We start from the raw sequence: 16,661 nt of genomic DNA on the forward strand, positions 1-16,661 counted from the left end.
TACCCCGGTACCGAGCTGCGCCTCGTGTTTGAGGCGATCCAGTCGCATTGAATTTGGCGCCAAGTCAGGAGTTCTGCCCTGGTCTTGCCGAGCTGATAGTGGTGTATCAGCCAGACCACGAATCGCTTGCCGTCGATCCCTCGAATCAGATCCAGCCAGTGGGTGGTGCTTCGATCATGGTGCGCGCCGCCGAAACTGACGATACGCTCGATGCAGATATCCAGCGACTCCGCTGCCTCGGGCGACAACCGAGTCTCGATTTGCTGAGCGACTTGGGCGTGATTGACGAGGAAGGTCTGATTCAGACCACGACCCATGTCGAGCTTACGCAACCCGTAGGAGGTCAGTAGCAGACTTCCGGCCACCAGAGGGAGCAGATCGCACAGGATGGCGAACAGCTCCCGGTTGACATCCGCCTCCGGTCGCTCACTACGACCTTTCTCATTGGCGAGAAAGGATTCGATGACAACTGGGTGCAGCAGATAATTCTCGATTTCCCAGCAACGCAGCACGTAGATCCGCTCCCCGAAGGGAGATCGGTTGGCGCAAGACGCATCGGCCGTATCAAAGAAGGCATCCCAGTGGGATCGAGCCGCCAAACTGTCCCTGTCGAGAATCCCCACCGCATCGATCCGATTCTCGACATCTTTATCGACCTGAGCGATGACGCAGTTGCATCCGCCCCCTAGATCATCTCCAGCGGCCAGGAACTCGACCTTGGCGCCTCGGTCGTTGAACCAACGCGCGAGGATCTGGACGTCCTCCTCGGATTCCAGGTAGACATAGCGCTTTGCGACATAGCGCCGTTCGGCAAGGTCGCCGGATTCGAGATTCTTCAAGCTCGCCACAGTTCCCTCTCAGCCTCTGGAGCGTTAGACGACGCCCGTCTCGATGATGTGTCCACCCTTGCGGAGCCCCTTCTCCGGGATATCGTGGCCGAAAGCGGGGATCAGCTCCCGAGCATGGGTGCTGGCGATAATGGTCAATCCCGGATGATCGACGGCAAGCTGCTTGAAAAAGGCGAGCGTTCGATGCTGCCAGATCGAATGCAGGTGGATATCCAGCTCGTCCACCAGCAGCAGCGTATTGCGCGTCATGTGGATACCGGCCCGCAGATAGAGCTGCACCAGACTCTTCTCGCCGCTGCTGAGCCGATCCAGTCGATGCGGATGCTCGCCGTTGACGACCACCGCCTCCGGTGGCTGCTTGCGCACACCTCTCAGGAACTTGGGGCTCTCGGCGAAAACGCGTGCGTTGATCACCTCGATCGCCCGCTCGTAGCGGCCGTCGTCGAGCCACTTGAGCCAAACCAGCAGATTATCCAGAGAGTCCTGCCAACCCCGGCTTTCGGTGCCGAAGCGATGCAGGGGACGGTATCCCCAGTTGGGAGGCTGCATGACACCTCGGTTCCAGTCCTCGATTTTTGGGATGTCCCGATAGGCCGAGAAATGCAGCAGGGAGGGCATGGTCAGCGGATCGCCCTCGAAGGCGATCGGGGCTTGGTCCATGTGTGCGCGCATCGCCGCGAGCAGATCGGCAACGAAGCCGTCATCATTGAGTCCGTCGACATCGGCCATGCCGAGCTGAAGCCTCGTGGTCCGGTCGCCCACCAGCGAGAGTCGCCCGCTGGTATGCCGAACATATCCGAACAGGCAGCGTGCCCCGGCACCGAATTGACCGAGCCGCGTCTCGCCCCAGGGATTGAGCGTCCATGGCTCATCGCGGCCCGCAACGAGGGAAAGCACCCGTGTCTGCTCCCTACCTTCGCTGTGCATGCGCACGAGAAAATCCCACTGAGCCCGCCCGGCACCCGAGTCCAGATCCTCGAAGCCCAGGCTGTCGGGATCGCGCAGCTCGAACAGCCCCATCAAGGCCGCCATCAGATCGAGCAAGGTGGTCTTGCCCATTCCGTTCTTGGAGAGCAGCAGATAGAAATTGCAGGGCTCGTCGTCGGCGTCCGTGAAGTCGAGCTGGAAGGGCTCGGACTGAAAGGGTCCAATGCCCTCGACGGTCAGGAACAGGGGTCTGAAATCGAGCACCAGGAAGTTGTCGTCGATCATTGAGCCCCCTCATTGAACACAGTCACAGCCGCGGCGATATCGTCCGCCATCACGCGCACGCCATGGACCCGCACCGGCTCAGCCTGTCCGGTGGCGACCAGCATGTCGCCCATCCCGGTCAGGCGCTCCGCCCCGGTGCGGTCCAGGATGATCTTGGATTCGGACGCCTTTTGCACGGTCAGGGCGATGCGCGCGGGGATATTGGATCGCAACAGACCGGAGAAGGTGGCCGCATCCGGGCGCTGCGTGGCGAGCACCAGATGGATCCCGGTGGCCCTTGCCTTTTGGGCAAGACGGACCAGGGGCTCCTCGCTCGCGCGCGACTGCATCAGCAGATCGGCAAGCTCCTCGACGAAGACCGCGATGTAGGGCAGATCCTCGACACCCTTGGCGTGGGCCTCGGCGAGATCCCGAGCCCCCAACTCGGCGAGCCGGGTGATCCGCTCGTCCATCTCGTCGACCAATGCCTGGAGCGTGCATAGGGTGGACTCGCTGTCGCTGAAGACCTCCCCGCCATAGAGACCCCGCAGGCCCTTGTATGCCTCAAACTCCACCCGTTTGGGGTCGATCAGGCAGAGCAGCAGTCGATCCCGGGAAGGCCCTCGAAGCAGCGACACCAGCAGCGCGTGCAGACAGACGCTCTTGCCGCTGCCCGTGGTGCCGCCCACGAGCAAGTGAGGGGCACGCGCCAGATCGAGCATGACTGGCTCACCCAGCACGTCCACCCCGGGCCAGACCGGAAGCCCACCTTTGGCGTCATAGGATGCGATCCATTCGGCCAGGCGACTGCCTGGGATGCTCTCCCAGGTGTCTCGTGGACGCGGCACATCGAGACCGATGACCTTGGACTCCCTGGTCGGAGCGGTGAAGATCCCCTGTTCCTGGAGGCCCAAGGAGAAGCTCAACTTCTCCAGCCCGCGCTTGAGCCGGTCCAGGTCGTTGACGTCCGGCAGATGGAGCTGGAAGCGGGTCAGCCTAGGGCCATGAAGTGTCTTCTGGATCTCTCCCCGAACTCCGATCTCAGTCAGCCCCCTCTCCAACTCTTCTGTCAGCGAGAACTCCTGCGCGAGGGAGCCCTGGTGCTGGGAGAACAGCTCTTGGTAGAGAAAGTCGTGAAAGTCGTGGCCGACCCGCCAGCCGGTGCGAAACTCGCGCAGACCACGTCGGATATGGCGCTGGAGCAGACGCTTATAGGCGTTAGTGTCTGCGAACAAATCCGTGTCATGGTAGACGCTCAGCAGGGCGCGAATGGCAGCATCATAGTCTTGTCTAGGCTCGTGATCGGCACCCGAGCCGAGTCCGCGTCCGGTCACTTGTTCCAGGTGGTACTCGGAGCCGTTCTTTCGGTCTTCGATTCGGTCCAGGGAATCGCTCGGTGGCGTTGCGATATGCAGTGAGCGCGCAAGTGCCAGACGCAGCACGCTCCATTTGGGCACATTCCGCACGGCCAAGCCCTTTTCCAGCACGAGACGGATGGTCTCTTCGTCATCGCCTCCGGTGTAGATGTCAGCCATTCGCGACCGTCCCCAGCACCCCGTACATGGGCACCTCCTCTAGTCTGGCATCCACACCCGTTGGGTTGTCCAGTCTGTACTCTCGATAGAGGTGCGGCTCGATCAGGGCGTACTTCTCCCTGTCGAGCTCGGAGTCGGTTGGCAGCACGATGACCTGCTCCGCGACCTGAGGATAGTAGCGGCGCAACAGGTTGTCCTGATGCTCCCGATCGATTCGTGCCAGAGGCGTATCCACGATCAGAGGCACCTCCTTTCCGGAGACATCTTTCAGCGCCCAGAGCAGCGCGGTTGCCGCCAATTGCTTCATGCCCGCAGACAGGCTCCCCATTGCGATGGGTATCCCATCCCTATCCAGGTAATGGATGCCGAAGTGGTCGTCTACCTGAATTCGATCGATCAGTCCATGAGAGGTCATCAGCTCCTTGAACCTGCGGTTCACGGCATCCTCGACCGCCCCACGCTTTCGGCGCTTGAGCTCTTCCTTGTAGGCGATGAAGAGATCTCTAGCCTCTTGAGCAAGCCGCAAGCGACGCTCTGCTTGGGCGCTCAGTGTTACCTGCTTTTCCTGCGCGCGGATCTCCTTCTCCTTGGCTTCGAGGGCCCCCCTCTGGTCGTCGCGCTGTTTCTCGGCCTGTCGCAATTCGACACTGATGGCCCCGATTCGTTGGCGACGCTCATCGTTCTCGGCCTTTCTTCGCCGATACTCATCCTGCTCGTCGGCGGGCAGATTGCTTAGGTTCTCCAATCGATCTTCGACCTCGGCAAGACTGCGCTTGCTCCGGCTGATACTCTTGAGCCGCTCTCCTTGTCCTCGGCGCTCTTCCTCCGATAGCGCGAAGTGCCCTAGGAGCGTACGGAGCTCGCGTGCCTCACTGCGGTCCAGGTGAAGTAGGCCGCCCCCTAAATCCTCTGGTGCTGGGATGAATGCGCGCAAGAGCGCATCGAGTCGTCGCTTGTAAAAGCGAGTCTGCCCCTCGGTCAGTCGTGGCTGCGAAAAAGGGGGCTTATCGAACAGATCCTGCGGCAGATTGGCAAGCACCTCCTGAAGCGCATCCGCCTGAGCTCCAGCCTCGCTATCCAGCAGTTTCTTGAGCTCCTCCGTCGTCTGGCGTACCAGGTGTGGATTGACCAATAGGGGGGCCGTGAGGGGCAGCGTATCGGCCAGCCATGACTGATCGCGCTCCAGTTGCTCGGCCAGTCGCTTGCGCTCACCCGAGAGATGGGCCTCGTTTTGCGCCAGATTGGCGACCCGCCGCCCTTCCAGATAGGCATCTTCCTCTCCGACCAGACGCTCGAGATCCCGCCGTTCCGTCGCAAGCGCCTCGATCGTCTCGTCGGCGGCAAGCAGCATCGCCTCGATGTGGGCCTGATCCTTTTCCAGCCTCGCCAACTCCGCACGTGCGGCCCCTGGCATGGCTTCCTTGCGCCAGCCTTTACTGACTTGAGCCAGCTGATCGACGAGGGTCTCGACGTGGGAGATATTGAGCAAACGCTCGATGTGCCGACTCGAACGGGTCCGGTTGGCCTCCGACAGATGCTGAAGTTGCTCGCCGTCGAAGAAAAAAAACGGGATATAGTCCTCGGGCAAGCGCTCATTCAGAAACCGCTGGGCCTCGTCCCCCTCCAAGTAACGGGAAGCGTCCCCTCGCAGATCGATTTGGAGGCGTTCTTGATAACCGTCCCTCTCGATTTGCCAGCTGCGCACGGCCTCGACCTCGCCGATAGGCTCATCCCAGGTGATAGCGACGCGGGCATCCCGTTCACCTGCAGATCGAGCTACCCGATTGAAGATGCCCATCCAGTCCTCGCCAACACCCAGGACATATTGCTTAGGCCGCAGCTCGCTTCCTTGCTGTACGGAGGAGCACATGTCCTTATTCGGACCGACGAAGAGTAGCTTGACCGCATTGATGAAGCTGGTCTTCCCGTACCCGTTGCGACCACTGATCAGCGCGATATTTCGCCCGGGGACGGCGCCCTCAAGGTCGATCCGCGTATCCCGATAGGAGAAGAGATTCTTGAGATGGATGTGGCGGAACCTCATGGGTTCGTCTCCACAGCCTCGGCGTTCGTCGCCGACGCTTGAATTGCCTGCTCGATATCGCGCTGCAGTGCTGTCTTGCTTCCCCAGATGCGCAGATCCGGGTATTCATGCAGCACCAGGCCCAAGAGCTTATCGACCAGCTCTGGGTCCAGATCGCGCTCGGCCAGCAGGCCCTCCAAGACCTCTTGCTCCAGTGGGGGCAGATCGATGTTCGACATGGCGACGACCCTTCTTCCGTATGAGGACGCGATCTCCAATGCGCCCTCCTTCAGATCGAAGTCGGCGCTCTATTGAGTCTGAATATACGCAAATTCCTCGTCCGAGATCAGCTCTTCGCCGACCTTCCGCTCCAATGCCAAGAGGTCTCGGAGCAGGCGATGCCGGACCTCGGGCCGGAAGGGGCCTGGCCCCTTGGATCCGTCCTTCCGGTGAGGCATGCGTTGCCCGTTGTCCTCTCGGATCGCCTTGAGTTCGTCTCGAAACCGCTTTAGCGGCTCGAAACGCTCCTCACCGGACGCAATGAAACCCTGCATCGACTTGTCCTCCTTGACGACGGTACAGGTCCAGCACCCGAAACGACTGCCACCACAAGATGGCGTCGAGAGATCGAAGACCACCGGACACTCACCACCAGACGCCTGGCGATAGAGGTTCAACAGGAAGTCGTGGTTGCCATCCCAGGGCGGCGGATTGTGGGTGACCAGATATTCCCAGACATCGTCCGTGGTCCAATCGACGATCGGGGTGGCCACCAGGGCGTTCGGGATCTCATGATGGGGATTGAGGCCGCGCGCGGTCTGCTCGCGCGCATTGATGCGTCGCCCGCGCTCGACGCTCTCCTCGATGCGCGTACCCAGCAGCAGGACCACACTCCCGTGCCGTCGCGTGATGCCCTCGATCAGCCGGCGACTCGGCTTGATCTTCATGTTGGTCGTGCACCAACGGAACCAGCGTGTCGGAGACGGATAGCCCTGACCGATGAGCTTGCTCCAAAAGGTCTGATCGACCTCGGGCTTGACCAGATGCACGGTCAGATTCGGCAGGGCATCGCGGGCGCTGGCTCGAATCGCGGATAAGGTATCCGACAGATAGGCGCTGACATTGGGTGCCTCGACTCCCGTGTCAGAGGCAATGACGAAGACTGGCTTCGCCTCCTTGTCCTCGACTTCCAGGAGGAGGGAGTAGACGAGCTGAAGTAAAGCGGTGGAGTCCTTCCCCCTGAAAACGCCACGACCCAAGGTCGACGGTCTTGTCGATAGAGACTTCTCAGACGGGCATAGGCGCGTTGCTCAGGCGAGGACGCCACGACTTCTGGATCAGCGTTCAATGACCTTCCCTGCGTGGCTGCGCTGCAAAGGAGAGACGGCTACTTTGATCATGGGAAATCTGTCCATGGTGGCAGCGAGTGAAGCACAAAAGACCAACAGAAGAGGCCAAAAAACTGGGCTCCCCTTGACCTCTTGTGTCGATCCAATAAAGTCTTGGTGCGAGGCGACTCGTCTAACTCCTCGCTGTGAAAACCGGCAGAAATACGAAAACTGCTCCCGTGGCTACCACTTGAGCGGCTAGACCATGGGCAGGCACGAGAGCCTGCCCATTTCCTCTGAGCACGGGACTCAGCCCTCAAGCAGCCGTCTTTGCCGCGGGCTTTGCGGCAGCCGGCTTGTCGCCCCCGGTCTTTTTCTCCTTGCTGTCGGAGCCTTCAGACTTGGCGGTCTGCTTCTTCTCGCCGCTGTCGTGCAGATTCTTCTGGTTGCCCTTCTTGAAGTCGGTCTCGTACCAGCCTCCGCCTTTGAGGCGGAAACCGGCCGCGGAGATGAGCTTCTTCAGGGCAGGCTTGCCGCACTCTGGGCAGTCGGTCAGCGGGGCATCGCTGATCTTCTGCATCTTTTCGAGTTCATGACCACATTCGTCGCAGCGATATTCATAAAATGGCATCGTACATTCCTCAGCATCACATCAGTTGCGCAACGGGGCGTCCAGGTGGACACCCCATCGAAAGACAGTTCGGGTTGCAGCGCCCCCAGGGATTGGCGTTAATGGGGGCATGCTAGAGAACCTTCGACGCTTGGCCCCATGAACGCGCCCGCTGCACCCAGTATCCTCGTCACCGGCTGCTCGACCGGAATCGGTCATCACTGCGCTCACGCATTGCTGCGGCGCGGCTGGCATGTCATTGCCTCCGCTCGCAAACAGGATGATGTCGATCGGCTCGCGCGGGAAGGGCTCACCGCGATCCGCCTGGACTTGGACAGCTCGGAGAGCATCGCGGCGGCCGTCGAGCAGACACTGGAGCTAACCGGCGGACGTCTGGATGCGCTCTTCAACAATGGCGCCTATGGTCAGCCGGGAGCCGTCGAGGATCTTAGCCGCAATGTGCTGCGCGCCCAACTGGAAACCAACCTCCTGGGCTGGCACGAGCTGACCTGCAAGGTCATCCCGATCATGCGCCGCCAGGGACAGGGGCGCATCGTACAGAACAGCTCCATCCTGGGCTTCATGCCGCTACCCTTCCGCGGTGCCTATGTGGCCAGCAAATATGCCCTGGAGGGGCTGACGGACACCCTAAGACTGGAACTGCGCGGCACCGGCATCCAGGTCTCTTTGATCGAGCCAGGCCCGATCACCAGCGCATTCCGGAAGAATGCCCATCAGGCCTTCCGACGCAATATCGACGTTGAGCATAGCCCGCACCGCGACGCCTATGCTCTGGCGGAGTCGCGACTGTCCAAGGAGGGTGACGCCCAGCCCTTCACGCTCCCGCCGGAGGCGGTGTTCAAGAAGCTGGTGCACGCCTTGGAGAGCCCACGCCCCCATCCGCGCTACTACGTGACCTTCCCGACGCATTTCATCGGGAACATCAAGCGGGTGCTATCCACGCGCGCCTTCGACCGACTGCTCTTCAAGATCTCGCGCGGCGGGGCGGGCTGAGGCAGCGTCGGGGGACGCTGCGCTGACTCGATCGACAGCCTACTCAAGTCACGTCGGATCGCCCTGCGGGCAGCCAACCTACAGGTATTGGACTTCCAGGATCTCGAACTCGCGGATGCCGCCAGGGGCGTCGACGGATGCGATGTCACCCTCGGCCTTGCCGATGAGGCAGCGGGCAATGGGCGAGCCGACCGAGATCATGCCTTGCTTGAGGTCGGCCTCGTCCTCGCCGACGATCTGGTAGCAAAGCTCTTCGTCCTTCTCCAGCTCAAGCACCTTCACCGTCGCACCGAAGACGACGCGGTCGCTCGCCGCAAGCGTGGTCACGTCGATGACCTGCGCATTCGAGAGCTTGCCTTCGATGTCCTTGATGCGACCCTCGACGAAGCCCTGTTGCTCGCGCGCGGCGTGGTATTCGGCGTTCTCCTTGAGGTCGCCGTGGGCGCGCGCCTCGGCGATCGCCTCGATGATCTTGGGCCGCTCGATCCGCTTGAGCCGATCGAGCTCTTCGCGCAATTTCTCAGCGCCTCTGGCGGTCAGAGGTACCTTATTCATGGGTGATTTCCTCAGTTGCCGAAGCCGCGGGCAACGGTTGCGTCACGCGGCGATGCGAGCCCATTGCGGGCACGGCACAAAAGAACGCGGGCGCAAAGGTGCGCCCGCGTGTCTTACTTTAGTGGAGGTCTTGTAACCGATTCACGCTAACGATGTCCAGCTGTTTTAGCGCCAGGCAAGTCGCCTCCGCGCCCGAGATGGTCGTGGTATAGGTCACCTTGTGCTGCAGCGCAGCGCGGCGAATGGCGGCGGAATCCGCGATCGCCTTGGCGCCTTCCGTGGTGTTGACGATGAAGCTGATCTCGTTGTTCTTGATCATGTCGACGATGTGCGGCCGTCCCTCCGCCACCTTGTTCACGCCGATACACTCGAGACCGGCCTCGCGCACCGCCGCAGCTGTCCCATGCGTGGCATAGAGCTTGAAACCGAATTCGACCAGGTCGCGCGCGACACGGATGAGCCGGTTCCTGTCGCTGGGCCTGACGCTCAGCATAGCCTTGCCCCCCTTGGCAGGCAGCATACTTCCAGAGCCCTCCTGGGCCTTCGCATAGGCCTCGCCGAAGCTCTCACCAACCCCCATGACCTCGCCGGTCGATTTCATCTCCGGCCCCAGCACGGTATCGACGCCCGGGAATTTGATGAAGGGGAAGACCGCCTCCTTGACGAAGTAATGCTTGGGCTTGACCTCACGCTCACAGCCTTGAGACTCCAGCGACTTGCCCGCCATGCAGCGCGCCGCGACCTTGGCGAGGGGGACCCCGATGGACTTGGAGACGAAGGGCACGGTGCGCGAGGCACGCGGATTCACCTCGAGGACGAAGATCTCGTCATCCTTGATGGCGAACTGGGCGTTCATGAGACCCACCACATTGAGCGCACGCGCCATCTTGGCCATTTGCTCGCGCATGCAGTCCTGGATCACCGCCGGCAGCGTGTAGGGCGGCAGCGAGCAGGCAGAGTCACCGGAATGAACACCGGCCTGCTCGATATGCTCCATGATGCCGCCAATGAGCACGGCGTTACCGTCGCAAACGGCGTCCACGTCGACCTCGATGGCGTCGTCCAGGAAGCGGTCGAGAAGCACCGGCGACTCGTTGGACACGCGAACCGCCTCGCGCATATAGCGCTGCAGCTCGGCCTCGTCGTAGACGATCTCCATGGCGCGACCGCCGAGCACATAGGAGGGACGCACGACCAGCGGATAGCCGATATCGGCGGCCTTCACCACGGCATCGGCCTCGCTGCGGGCAGTCGCATTCGGCGGCTGACGCAGCCCAAGCTGATGCACCAGCTGCTGGAAACGCTCGCGATCCTCGGCCAGATCGATGCTGTCCGGAGTGGTGCCGATGATGGGCACACCGGCCGCCTCGAGGTCGCGCGCCAGCTTGAGCGGGGTTTGGCCGCCGTACTGAACGATGACGCCGAACGGCTGCTCCTTCGCGACGATCTCGAGCACATCCTCTAGGGTCAGCGGCTCGAAATAGAGTCGATCCGAGGTGTCGTAATCGGTCGAGACGGTCTCCGGATTGCAGTTGACCATGATGGTCTCGAAACCGTCTTCGCGCATCGCAAAGGCCGCGTGGACGCAGCAGTAGTCGAACTCGATCCCCTGCCCGATGCGATTCGGCCCGCCGCCCAGGACCATGATCTTCTTGCGGTCCGAGGGCGCCGCCTCGCACTCCTCCTCGTAGGTGGAATACATATAGGCCGTGCTGGAGGCGAATTCGGCGGCGCAGGTGTCCACGCGCTTGAAGACCGGATGCAGCCCCAGCTCGCGGCGCAAGGCGCGGATCTCCGACTCCTGGGCCCCGACGAGGCGTGCGATGCGCCGATCCGAGAAGCCCCTGCGCTTGAGCTGAAAGAGCACGTCCTTCGTCAAGGCATCGCGGCCGCCTTCCCGCATCTCCGCCTCACGGAGAACCAGATCCTGGATCTGAGCCAGGAACCAGGGGTCGATATGGCTGAGCCGATGGATCTCCTCCAAGCTCATCCCGACACGAAAGGCGTCCGCGACGTAAAAGATCCGCTCCGCGCCCGTCTGTCGAACCTCGAGCCGAATCTTGTCGGCCGCCTCGGGATCGCTCAGATCCACGACCTCGTCCAAGCCGTAACGGTCGATCTCCAGCCCACGCAGGGCCTTCTGCAAGGATTCCTGAAAGGTGCGACCAATCGCCATCACCTCGCCGACCGACTTCATCTGAGTGGTCAGCCGGGCGTCCGCCAGGGGGAACTTCTCGAAGGCAAAACGCGGAATCTTGGTGACCACATAGTCGATGGTCGGCTCGAAGGAGGCCGGGGTGGCACCGCCGGTGATCTCGTTGCGCAGCTCGTCGAGCGTGTAGCCGACGGCCAGCTTGGCGGCAACCTTGGCGATGGGGAACCCGGTCGCCTTGGACGCCAGGGCCGAGGAGCGCGAGACACGCGGATTCATCTCGATGATGATCATCCGCCCGTTCTCGGGGTTGATGGCGAACTGGACGTTCGAGCCACCGGTATCGACGCCGATCTCGCGCAGCACCGCGAGCGAGGCGTTGCGCATGATCTGATATTCCTTATCCGTCAGCGTCTGCGCCGGGGCGACCGTGATGGAGTCGCCCGTGTGTACACCCATGGGGTCGAAGTTCTCGATCGAGCAGATGATGATGCAGTTGTCCGCATGGTCGCGAACCACCTCCATCTCGTACTCCTTCCAGCCCAGGACGGACTCCTCGATGAGCAGTTCTTTCGTCGGGGACAGATCTAGCCCGCGCCGACAGATCTCCTCGAACTCCTCTTGGTTATAGGCGATGCCGCCGCCGCTGCCGCCCATGGTGAAGGAGGGACGAATGATCGACGGAAAACCGATGGAGGCCTGGACCTGGATCGCCTCTTCAAGGCTATGAGCCACTGCGGAGCGCGGCATGTCGAGCCCGATCTTGCGCATCGCCTGACGGAACAGATCGCGGTCCTCGGCCTTGTCGATCGCCTCACGCGAGGCCCCGATCAGCTCGACGCCGTATTCCTCAAGCACCCCCTCGCGAACCAGATCGAGCGCGCAGTTGAGGGCCGTCTGACCGCCCATGGTCGGCAGTAGCGCGTCCGGACGCTCTGTCTCGATGATGGCCGCGACCGCGCGCCAGGTGACCGGCTCGATGTAAGTGGCGTCGGCCATCTCCGGGTCGGTCATGATGGTGGCCGGATTGGAGTTCACCAGGATGACCCGGTAGCCCTCCTCGCGCAGCGCCTTGCAGGCCTGAGCCCCGGAATAGTCGAACTCGCACGCCTGACCGATAACGATGGGTCCGGAGCCAATAATGAGAATGCTGTGGATGTCAGTACGCTTGGGCATTGAGGATCACGTGATGGTTCAGGGGTGCGCCGCGCGGTCCGCGGCAGCGCGAATGGTCTCCGGCCGACTGCAATCGGCGCATCGGATGCCATCGTCCAAGTGGAGATGGATCGCGCGGGCGCAGCGCGCCCGGCGGGCGTCTCCTGTGCATTCGACTCAAGCCACTTGGCCCAGCGGCTGCCGCAGTCGCTGCTGCCGGCTCAGGCTCGGGCTCAGGCGGCATCGCCCTTGCGCTCGCGCATCAGCTCGATGAAGTGATCGAAGACGGGCGCGACGTCATGCGGTCCCGGACTCGCCTCTGGGTGCCCTTGGAAGCTGAAGGCTGGACGCTCCCGGTGGTGGATCCCCTGCAGCGAGCCATCGAACAGCGAGCGGTGCGTGGCCTCCAAAGCGTCCGGCAAGCTCTGCTCGTCGACCGCGAAGCCGTGGTTCTGGCTGCTGATCATGACGACACCGGTCTTGAGATCTTGCACTGGATGGTTGGCGCCGTGGTGGCCGAACTTCATCTTGAGCGTCTTCGCCCCGCTGGCGAGCCCCAGCAACTGATGCCCCAGGCAGATGCCGAACATGGGGATGTTGGCGTCCAAGAGTTCACGAATCGCGGCGATCGCATAGTCGCAGGGCTCCGGATCACCCGGTCCGTTGGAGAGGAAGATACCGTCCGGCTCCAAGCCCAGCACGGTGGTCGCGGGCATGTGGGCCGGCACCACGGTCACATGGCAGCCCCGGTCAACGAGCATCCGCAGGATGTTGCGCTTGACGCCATAGTCGTAGGCGACCACGTGGTAGCGCAGCTTATCGCCCACAGGCATCAGTGGCTCGGGCAGTCCAGCGTCCAGCGACCAAGTGCCTTGAGTCCAGGCATAGGCCTCCTTCGTGGAGGCATGCTGGGCCAGATCCATACCCTTGAGCCCAGGGAAACCACGCGCCCCGGCAAGCGCCTCATCGACATCGATGGCATCGCCAGCCTGAATACAGCCGTTCTGCGCGCCCTTCTCGCGCAGGATCCGAGTCAGGCGGCGCGTATCGATGTCCGCGATCCCGACGACGCCCTGTCGCTCCAGGTAGGCATCCAGCGACTCCCGCATGCGGAAATTGCTTGCCAGGATGGGCAGATCGCGAATGATCAGACCAGCGGCTTGGATCGCGGTCGATTCCTCGTCCTCGGGATTGGCGCCCACATTGCCGATGTGCGGGTAGGTCAGGGTGACGAGCTGTCTGAGATAGGAGGGATCCGTCAGGATCTCCTGATAGCCCGACATCGCGGTATTAAAAACGACTTCACCGACACTTGCGCCATCGGCACCAATCGACGTTCCGTGGAAGACCGAACCGTCTTCCAGAACCAGAACTGCGGCTTTTCTCAAGGGTATCTCCGAATCCGGGCGAGGACATGCAGATGCCGCAGCGGGCGATTGGGGCAGCCGCACCGGCACGCAAAAGGATATGGATCGCGCGCGATGCACAGATCCCCCAGCATTCTAAAGAAGGGCCGGCGCACTGTCCATGTGACCTGCCGAGTGGGGGGGTGAGACCAGGGCTGATGCCCGGCGTAGGTCGGACCGAGGTAGGAGGCCCAGCGAAAGGGCGCTACAGCAGCTGACCGGCGCGCATCACTGATGATCACACCCTCAGGAGCAGCGCTCAGAGGTGCTGACGCGTCCAGCCGACAATGCTCCCGGCGTCCATAGCGCCCGCTTGGCGCGCGATCTCCTGGCCGCCGCGGAAGAGCACCAGGGTTGGGATGCTGCGAATTCCCAAACGGCCGGACAGGGACTGGGCCTCCTCCGTATTGACCTTGACCAGGCGCACCGCCGGCTCGAGCTGCACCGCCGCAGACGCGAACGCAGGCGCCATCATTTTGCAGGGCCCGCACCAAGACGCCCAAAAATCCACCAGCAAGGGCAGATCGCTGCGCGAGAGGTGGCGCGCGAAGCGCGCCTCGTCGAGGGCGAGCGGCTGACCGGCGAAGAGCGCCGCGTGACACTTACCGCACTTCGGCCCAGCGGACAAGCGGCTGCTCGGCAGCCGGTTCACGGCGTCACAGCTCGGACAAACGACATGCATAGCTTGAGACATGAGGACTCTCTCCCTGCGAGAAACTGGAATGGAACTCGATCAATCGGGTCTGCAGCGCGCGGAAAATCATCACAAGGCTAACCCATGAAGGACAGGAGGAAAGCCTGAACCTGAAAAACACGGCCAGCCCTTTGGACTCAGCGCGACGGCCACAGCCTGAGCTGACTTGAAACTCACCGACTGAGCGAAGGCCCCAAGGGACCGAAGGCGCTTGATGAAACAACGGCGAAAAGCTGGTCGGCGGCAGCTAACCGCCCGCCCTGGGTTGAATCACCTCGGCACCATGGCTATTTTGGCCCGCAATCGCAGTTTTACCGAGTACCTGTTCCAAACGCTATGAGCCAATCACCCAACGTCATTGTCGTCACCGCAGCAAACTTCCAATCCGTCGTCATCGATGGATCCTTCGAGCGCCCAGTCCTGGTCGACTTCTGGGCCGACTGGTGCGCGCCCTGCCGCATGCTCATGCCCATGCTGGCACATCTCGCCGAAGACTATGGTGGAAAATTCCTGCTCGCCAAGGTCAACACCGAGGAAGAGCAGGCGCTAGCCGCGCAGTTCGGCATCCGCAGCCTGCCCACGGTTCAGCTCTTCAGAGAGGGTAAGGCCGTCGACGAGTTCATGGGCGCCCTCCCGGAACCTCAGGTGCGTGAATTCTTGGACCGCCATATTCCGCGCCTATCCAATAGCCTGCTCACACAGGCTCAAAGCCTCATGGCCTCGGGAGATCTCGCCGCGGCGCGCGAACTGCTCGAGCAGGCCAAGGCCGAGGACCCGAACAACAGCAAGCTCGCACTGGCCGAAGTGCAGCTCACCGCAGCACGGGGTGATACCACCAAGGCCCTAGCCGAACTCGACAGCCTGCCGCTCGACCTGGTCAATGACCCTGAGGTGGCCGCGCTGCGCGGACAGCTGCGATTCGCCAGCACGGCCGCCGAGGCAGCGTCCGAGTCGGATCTCCAAGCCCGCCTCGAAGCGGACCCCAAGGACAGCCAAGCACGCTATCAGCTTGCCGCCATCGATGTCCTTCGAGGCGATTACGCCAGTGCGCTCGAGCAGCTGCTGGAGCTAATGAAGCGCGACCGTGCATTCGAAGATGACGCCGGCCGCAAGGGCATGCTCGCGATCTTCGACATGCTCGACAGCAGCGACGAACTCGCGGCTCGCTATCGCGCCAAGATGATGAACGCACTCTACTGACGGGGCGCGCCGAGACGGAGCAGACCCAAGAGGTCTCGCTCCGCCTCCCCCTGTCGCGCCGAATGCAGCTCGAAACCGCAAGCAAGTCTGCTGCTTCCAAGAACCATTTCGGCGCGAATTCTTAAGATTCACCCACCTCGCCAACGGCGATGTTGCCCGCATTGGCACACCGCCTCAGAGGTGGAGACGGTCGGGAATCGAACCAGATCAGCTACCGGCCAAAGTTCCAGGGCCAATTTCTAGAAACATACCTTATTAATCAAATGCTAACACCAGGTCTTGCCACACTCACCTGGCTACTGCACCAAAGAGAAAAGGGGACGAAGAGAAAAGGGGACGCACCTATTTTCTGCTCTGAAAGCAGCAATTCCCGCTGAAAATTTTTTCTCTTGAGCGACAATGGGTTGGAGCAGCCTGAAAAAAAGTTCTTCGTAGACTTTTGGCGCCGACTCGGTAGACTGGCCGGCATCATTTCAGTGTCGGATTGAGAGGGGGGTGCTGATGAGCGCTCCGTTTTGCCGCAAGCATCTCAGCATTGAGGGGCTGCTGAAAGAAGCGCATCGGGTGTTTCGTCGAATCCCCGATGCACCGGGTCACGACATCGCCTTGGTCGATCATCTGATGTCAGGGCTAGCGCTCTTCGGGTTGAAGTATCCCTCGCTGCTGCAGTTCGACCAGGACTGCCGGGAGGAGACGACGCGAGCGAATCTCAAGGCCCTCTACGGGATTGAGCAGGCCCCGAGCGACACCCGCCTGCGCGAGCGTCTCGATGAGCTTGCCCCCAGTCATGTGCGCCCGCTGTATAAAGCCTTGCTGAGTCAGCTGCAGCGTGGCAAGGGGCTGGAGGGGTTTGCCTACCTTGACGGCCATTATCTGCTCTCGGTCGATGGGACGGGGTATTTTTCCTCGCACAAGGTTCACTGCGATCAGTGTGCCGAGAAGCACCACCG

The 16,661-nt window shown here is 61.9% G+C and carries 14 protein-coding genes; 3 read left to right on the forward strand and 11 right to left on the reverse strand.

Annotated features, from left to right (window positions below; all coding sequences use genetic code 11):
* The 7 genes from G3480_RS20325 to G3480_RS20355 all read right to left on the reverse strand — a co-directional run.
* Positions 1–848: DUF4435 domain-containing protein (locus G3480_RS20325; protein WP_164655722.1), on the reverse strand; the 848-nt coding region annotated here is incomplete at its 3' end.
* A 24-nt stretch (positions 849–872) separates the two neighbouring features.
* A complete protein-coding gene (locus G3480_RS20330; RefSeq protein ID WP_164655723.1) occupies positions 873–2,060 on the reverse strand; it encodes an ATP-binding protein in 1,188 nt (395 codons plus the stop codon).
* Positions 2,057–3,574 carry an FtsK/SpoIIIE domain-containing protein gene (locus G3480_RS20335; protein WP_164655724.1) on the reverse strand — a complete coding sequence of 506 codons (1,518 nt, stop codon included), beginning with the start codon at positions 3,572–3,574 and terminating at the stop codon, positions 2,057–2,059. Before G3480_RS20335 ends, G3480_RS20330 begins: the two co-directional genes overlap by 4 nt.
* A complete protein-coding gene (gene dndD / locus G3480_RS20340) occupies positions 3,567–5,618 on the reverse strand; it encodes a DNA sulfur modification protein DndD (RefSeq protein ID WP_164655725.1) in 2,052 nt (683 codons plus the stop codon). The genes G3480_RS20335 and dndD overlap by 8 nt, the downstream gene beginning before the upstream one ends.
* Positions 5,615–5,836, reverse strand: a complete 222-nt coding sequence (locus G3480_RS20345; protein WP_164655726.1) for a hypothetical protein — start codon at positions 5,834–5,836, stop codon at positions 5,615–5,617. Before G3480_RS20345 ends, dndD begins: the two co-directional genes overlap by 4 nt.
* A gap of 69 nt (positions 5,837–5,905) precedes the next feature.
* Positions 5,906–6,856: a DNA phosphorothioation system sulfurtransferase DndC gene (gene dndC, locus G3480_RS20350; protein ID WP_206171809.1), complete on the reverse strand. Its 951-nt coding sequence runs from the start codon at positions 6,854–6,856 to the stop codon at positions 5,906–5,908.
* Between the two features lie 385 nt (positions 6,857–7,241).
* Positions 7,242–7,556: an FmdB family zinc ribbon protein gene (locus tag G3480_RS20355; RefSeq protein WP_164655727.1), complete on the reverse strand. Its 315-nt coding sequence runs from the start codon at positions 7,554–7,556 to the stop codon at positions 7,242–7,244.
* 138 nt (positions 7,557–7,694) lie between these two features.
* Here G3480_RS20355 and G3480_RS20360 point away from each other — a divergent pair, with 138 nt between their 5' ends.
* Complete coding sequence (locus G3480_RS20360) at positions 7,695–8,549, forward strand: SDR family oxidoreductase (protein ID WP_164655728.1); 855 nt, start codon at positions 7,695–7,697, stop codon at positions 8,547–8,549.
* 78 nt (positions 8,550–8,627) lie between these two features.
* Here the strand turns inward: G3480_RS20360 and greA are convergent, their stop codons facing one another.
* The 4 genes from greA to trxC all read right to left on the reverse strand — a co-directional run bounded on the left by greA (position 8,628) and on the right by trxC (position 14,511).
* A complete protein-coding gene (gene greA, locus G3480_RS20365; protein ID WP_164655729.1) occupies positions 8,628–9,104 on the reverse strand; it encodes a transcription elongation factor GreA in 477 nt (158 codons plus the stop codon).
* A gap of 118 nt (positions 9,105–9,222) precedes the next feature.
* Positions 9,223–12,432, reverse strand: a complete 3,210-nt coding sequence (gene carB / locus G3480_RS20370) for a carbamoyl-phosphate synthase large subunit (RefSeq protein ID WP_164655730.1) — start codon at positions 12,430–12,432, stop codon at positions 9,223–9,225.
* Positions 12,433–12,644: 212 nt separating this feature from the next.
* The gene (carA, locus tag G3480_RS20375; RefSeq protein ID WP_164655731.1) at positions 12,645–13,799 is read right to left on the reverse strand and encodes a glutamine-hydrolyzing carbamoyl-phosphate synthase small subunit; all 1,155 of its coding nucleotides are present in this window, start codon (positions 13,797–13,799) and stop codon (positions 12,645–12,647) included.
* 277 nt (positions 13,800–14,076) lie between these two features.
* Positions 14,077–14,511 (reverse strand): thioredoxin TrxC, encoded by a 435-nt coding sequence (trxC, locus tag G3480_RS20380; RefSeq protein WP_164655732.1) that lies wholly within the window; start codon positions 14,509–14,511, stop codon positions 14,077–14,079.
* A 336-nt stretch (positions 14,512–14,847) separates the two neighbouring features.
* On the opposite strand from trxC, the gene trxA reads away from it, so the two are divergent.
* Positions 14,848–15,711 carry a thioredoxin gene (gene trxA / locus G3480_RS20385; protein WP_164655733.1) on the forward strand — a complete coding sequence of 288 codons (864 nt, stop codon included), beginning with the start codon at positions 14,848–14,850 and terminating at the stop codon, positions 15,709–15,711.
* Between the two features lie 501 nt (positions 15,712–16,212).
* Positions 16,213–16,661 (forward strand): hypothetical protein (locus tag G3480_RS20390; protein ID WP_206171810.1); only part of this gene is annotated, 449 nt, incomplete at its 3' end.

This window comes from Thiorhodococcus mannitoliphagus (assembly GCF_010915725.1).
GTDB classification, from domain to species: domain Bacteria; phylum Pseudomonadota; class Gammaproteobacteria; order Chromatiales; family Chromatiaceae; genus Thiorhodococcus; species Thiorhodococcus mannitoliphagus.

What these genes read in the sequence shown, in the direction of transcription:
- G3480_RS20330 (WP_164655723.1), bottom strand. Translation starts at nt 2,060, where the DNA reads ATGATCGACGACAACTTCCTGGTGCTCGATTTCAGACCCCTGTTCCTG.
- trxC (WP_164655732.1), bottom strand. Translation starts at nt 14,511, where the DNA reads ATGTCTCAAGCTATGCATGTCGTTTGTCCGAGCTGTGACGCCGTGAAC.
- carB (WP_164655730.1), bottom strand. Translation starts at nt 12,432, where the DNA reads ATGCCCAAGCGTACTGACATCCACAGCATTCTCATTATTGGCTCCGGA.
- G3480_RS20345 (WP_164655726.1), bottom strand. Translation starts at nt 5,836, where the DNA reads ATGTCGAACATCGATCTGCCCCCACTGGAGCAAGAGGTCTTGGAGGGC.
- G3480_RS20360 (WP_164655728.1), top strand. Translation starts at nt 7,695, where the DNA reads ATGAACGCGCCCGCTGCACCCAGTATCCTCGTCACCGGCTGCTCGACC.
- greA (WP_164655729.1), bottom strand. Translation starts at nt 9,104, where the DNA reads ATGAATAAGGTACCTCTGACCGCCAGAGGCGCTGAGAAATTGCGCGAA.
- dndD (WP_164655725.1), bottom strand. Translation starts at nt 5,618, where the DNA reads ATGAGGTTCCGCCACATCCATCTCAAGAATCTCTTCTCCTATCGGGAT.
- trxA (WP_164655733.1), top strand. Translation starts at nt 14,848, where the DNA reads ATGAGCCAATCACCCAACGTCATTGTCGTCACCGCAGCAAACTTCCAA.
- G3480_RS20335 (WP_164655724.1), bottom strand. Translation starts at nt 3,574, where the DNA reads ATGGCTGACATCTACACCGGAGGCGATGACGAAGAGACCATCCGTCTC.
- G3480_RS20355 (WP_164655727.1), bottom strand. Translation starts at nt 7,556, where the DNA reads ATGCCATTTTATGAATATCGCTGCGACGAATGTGGTCATGAACTCGAA.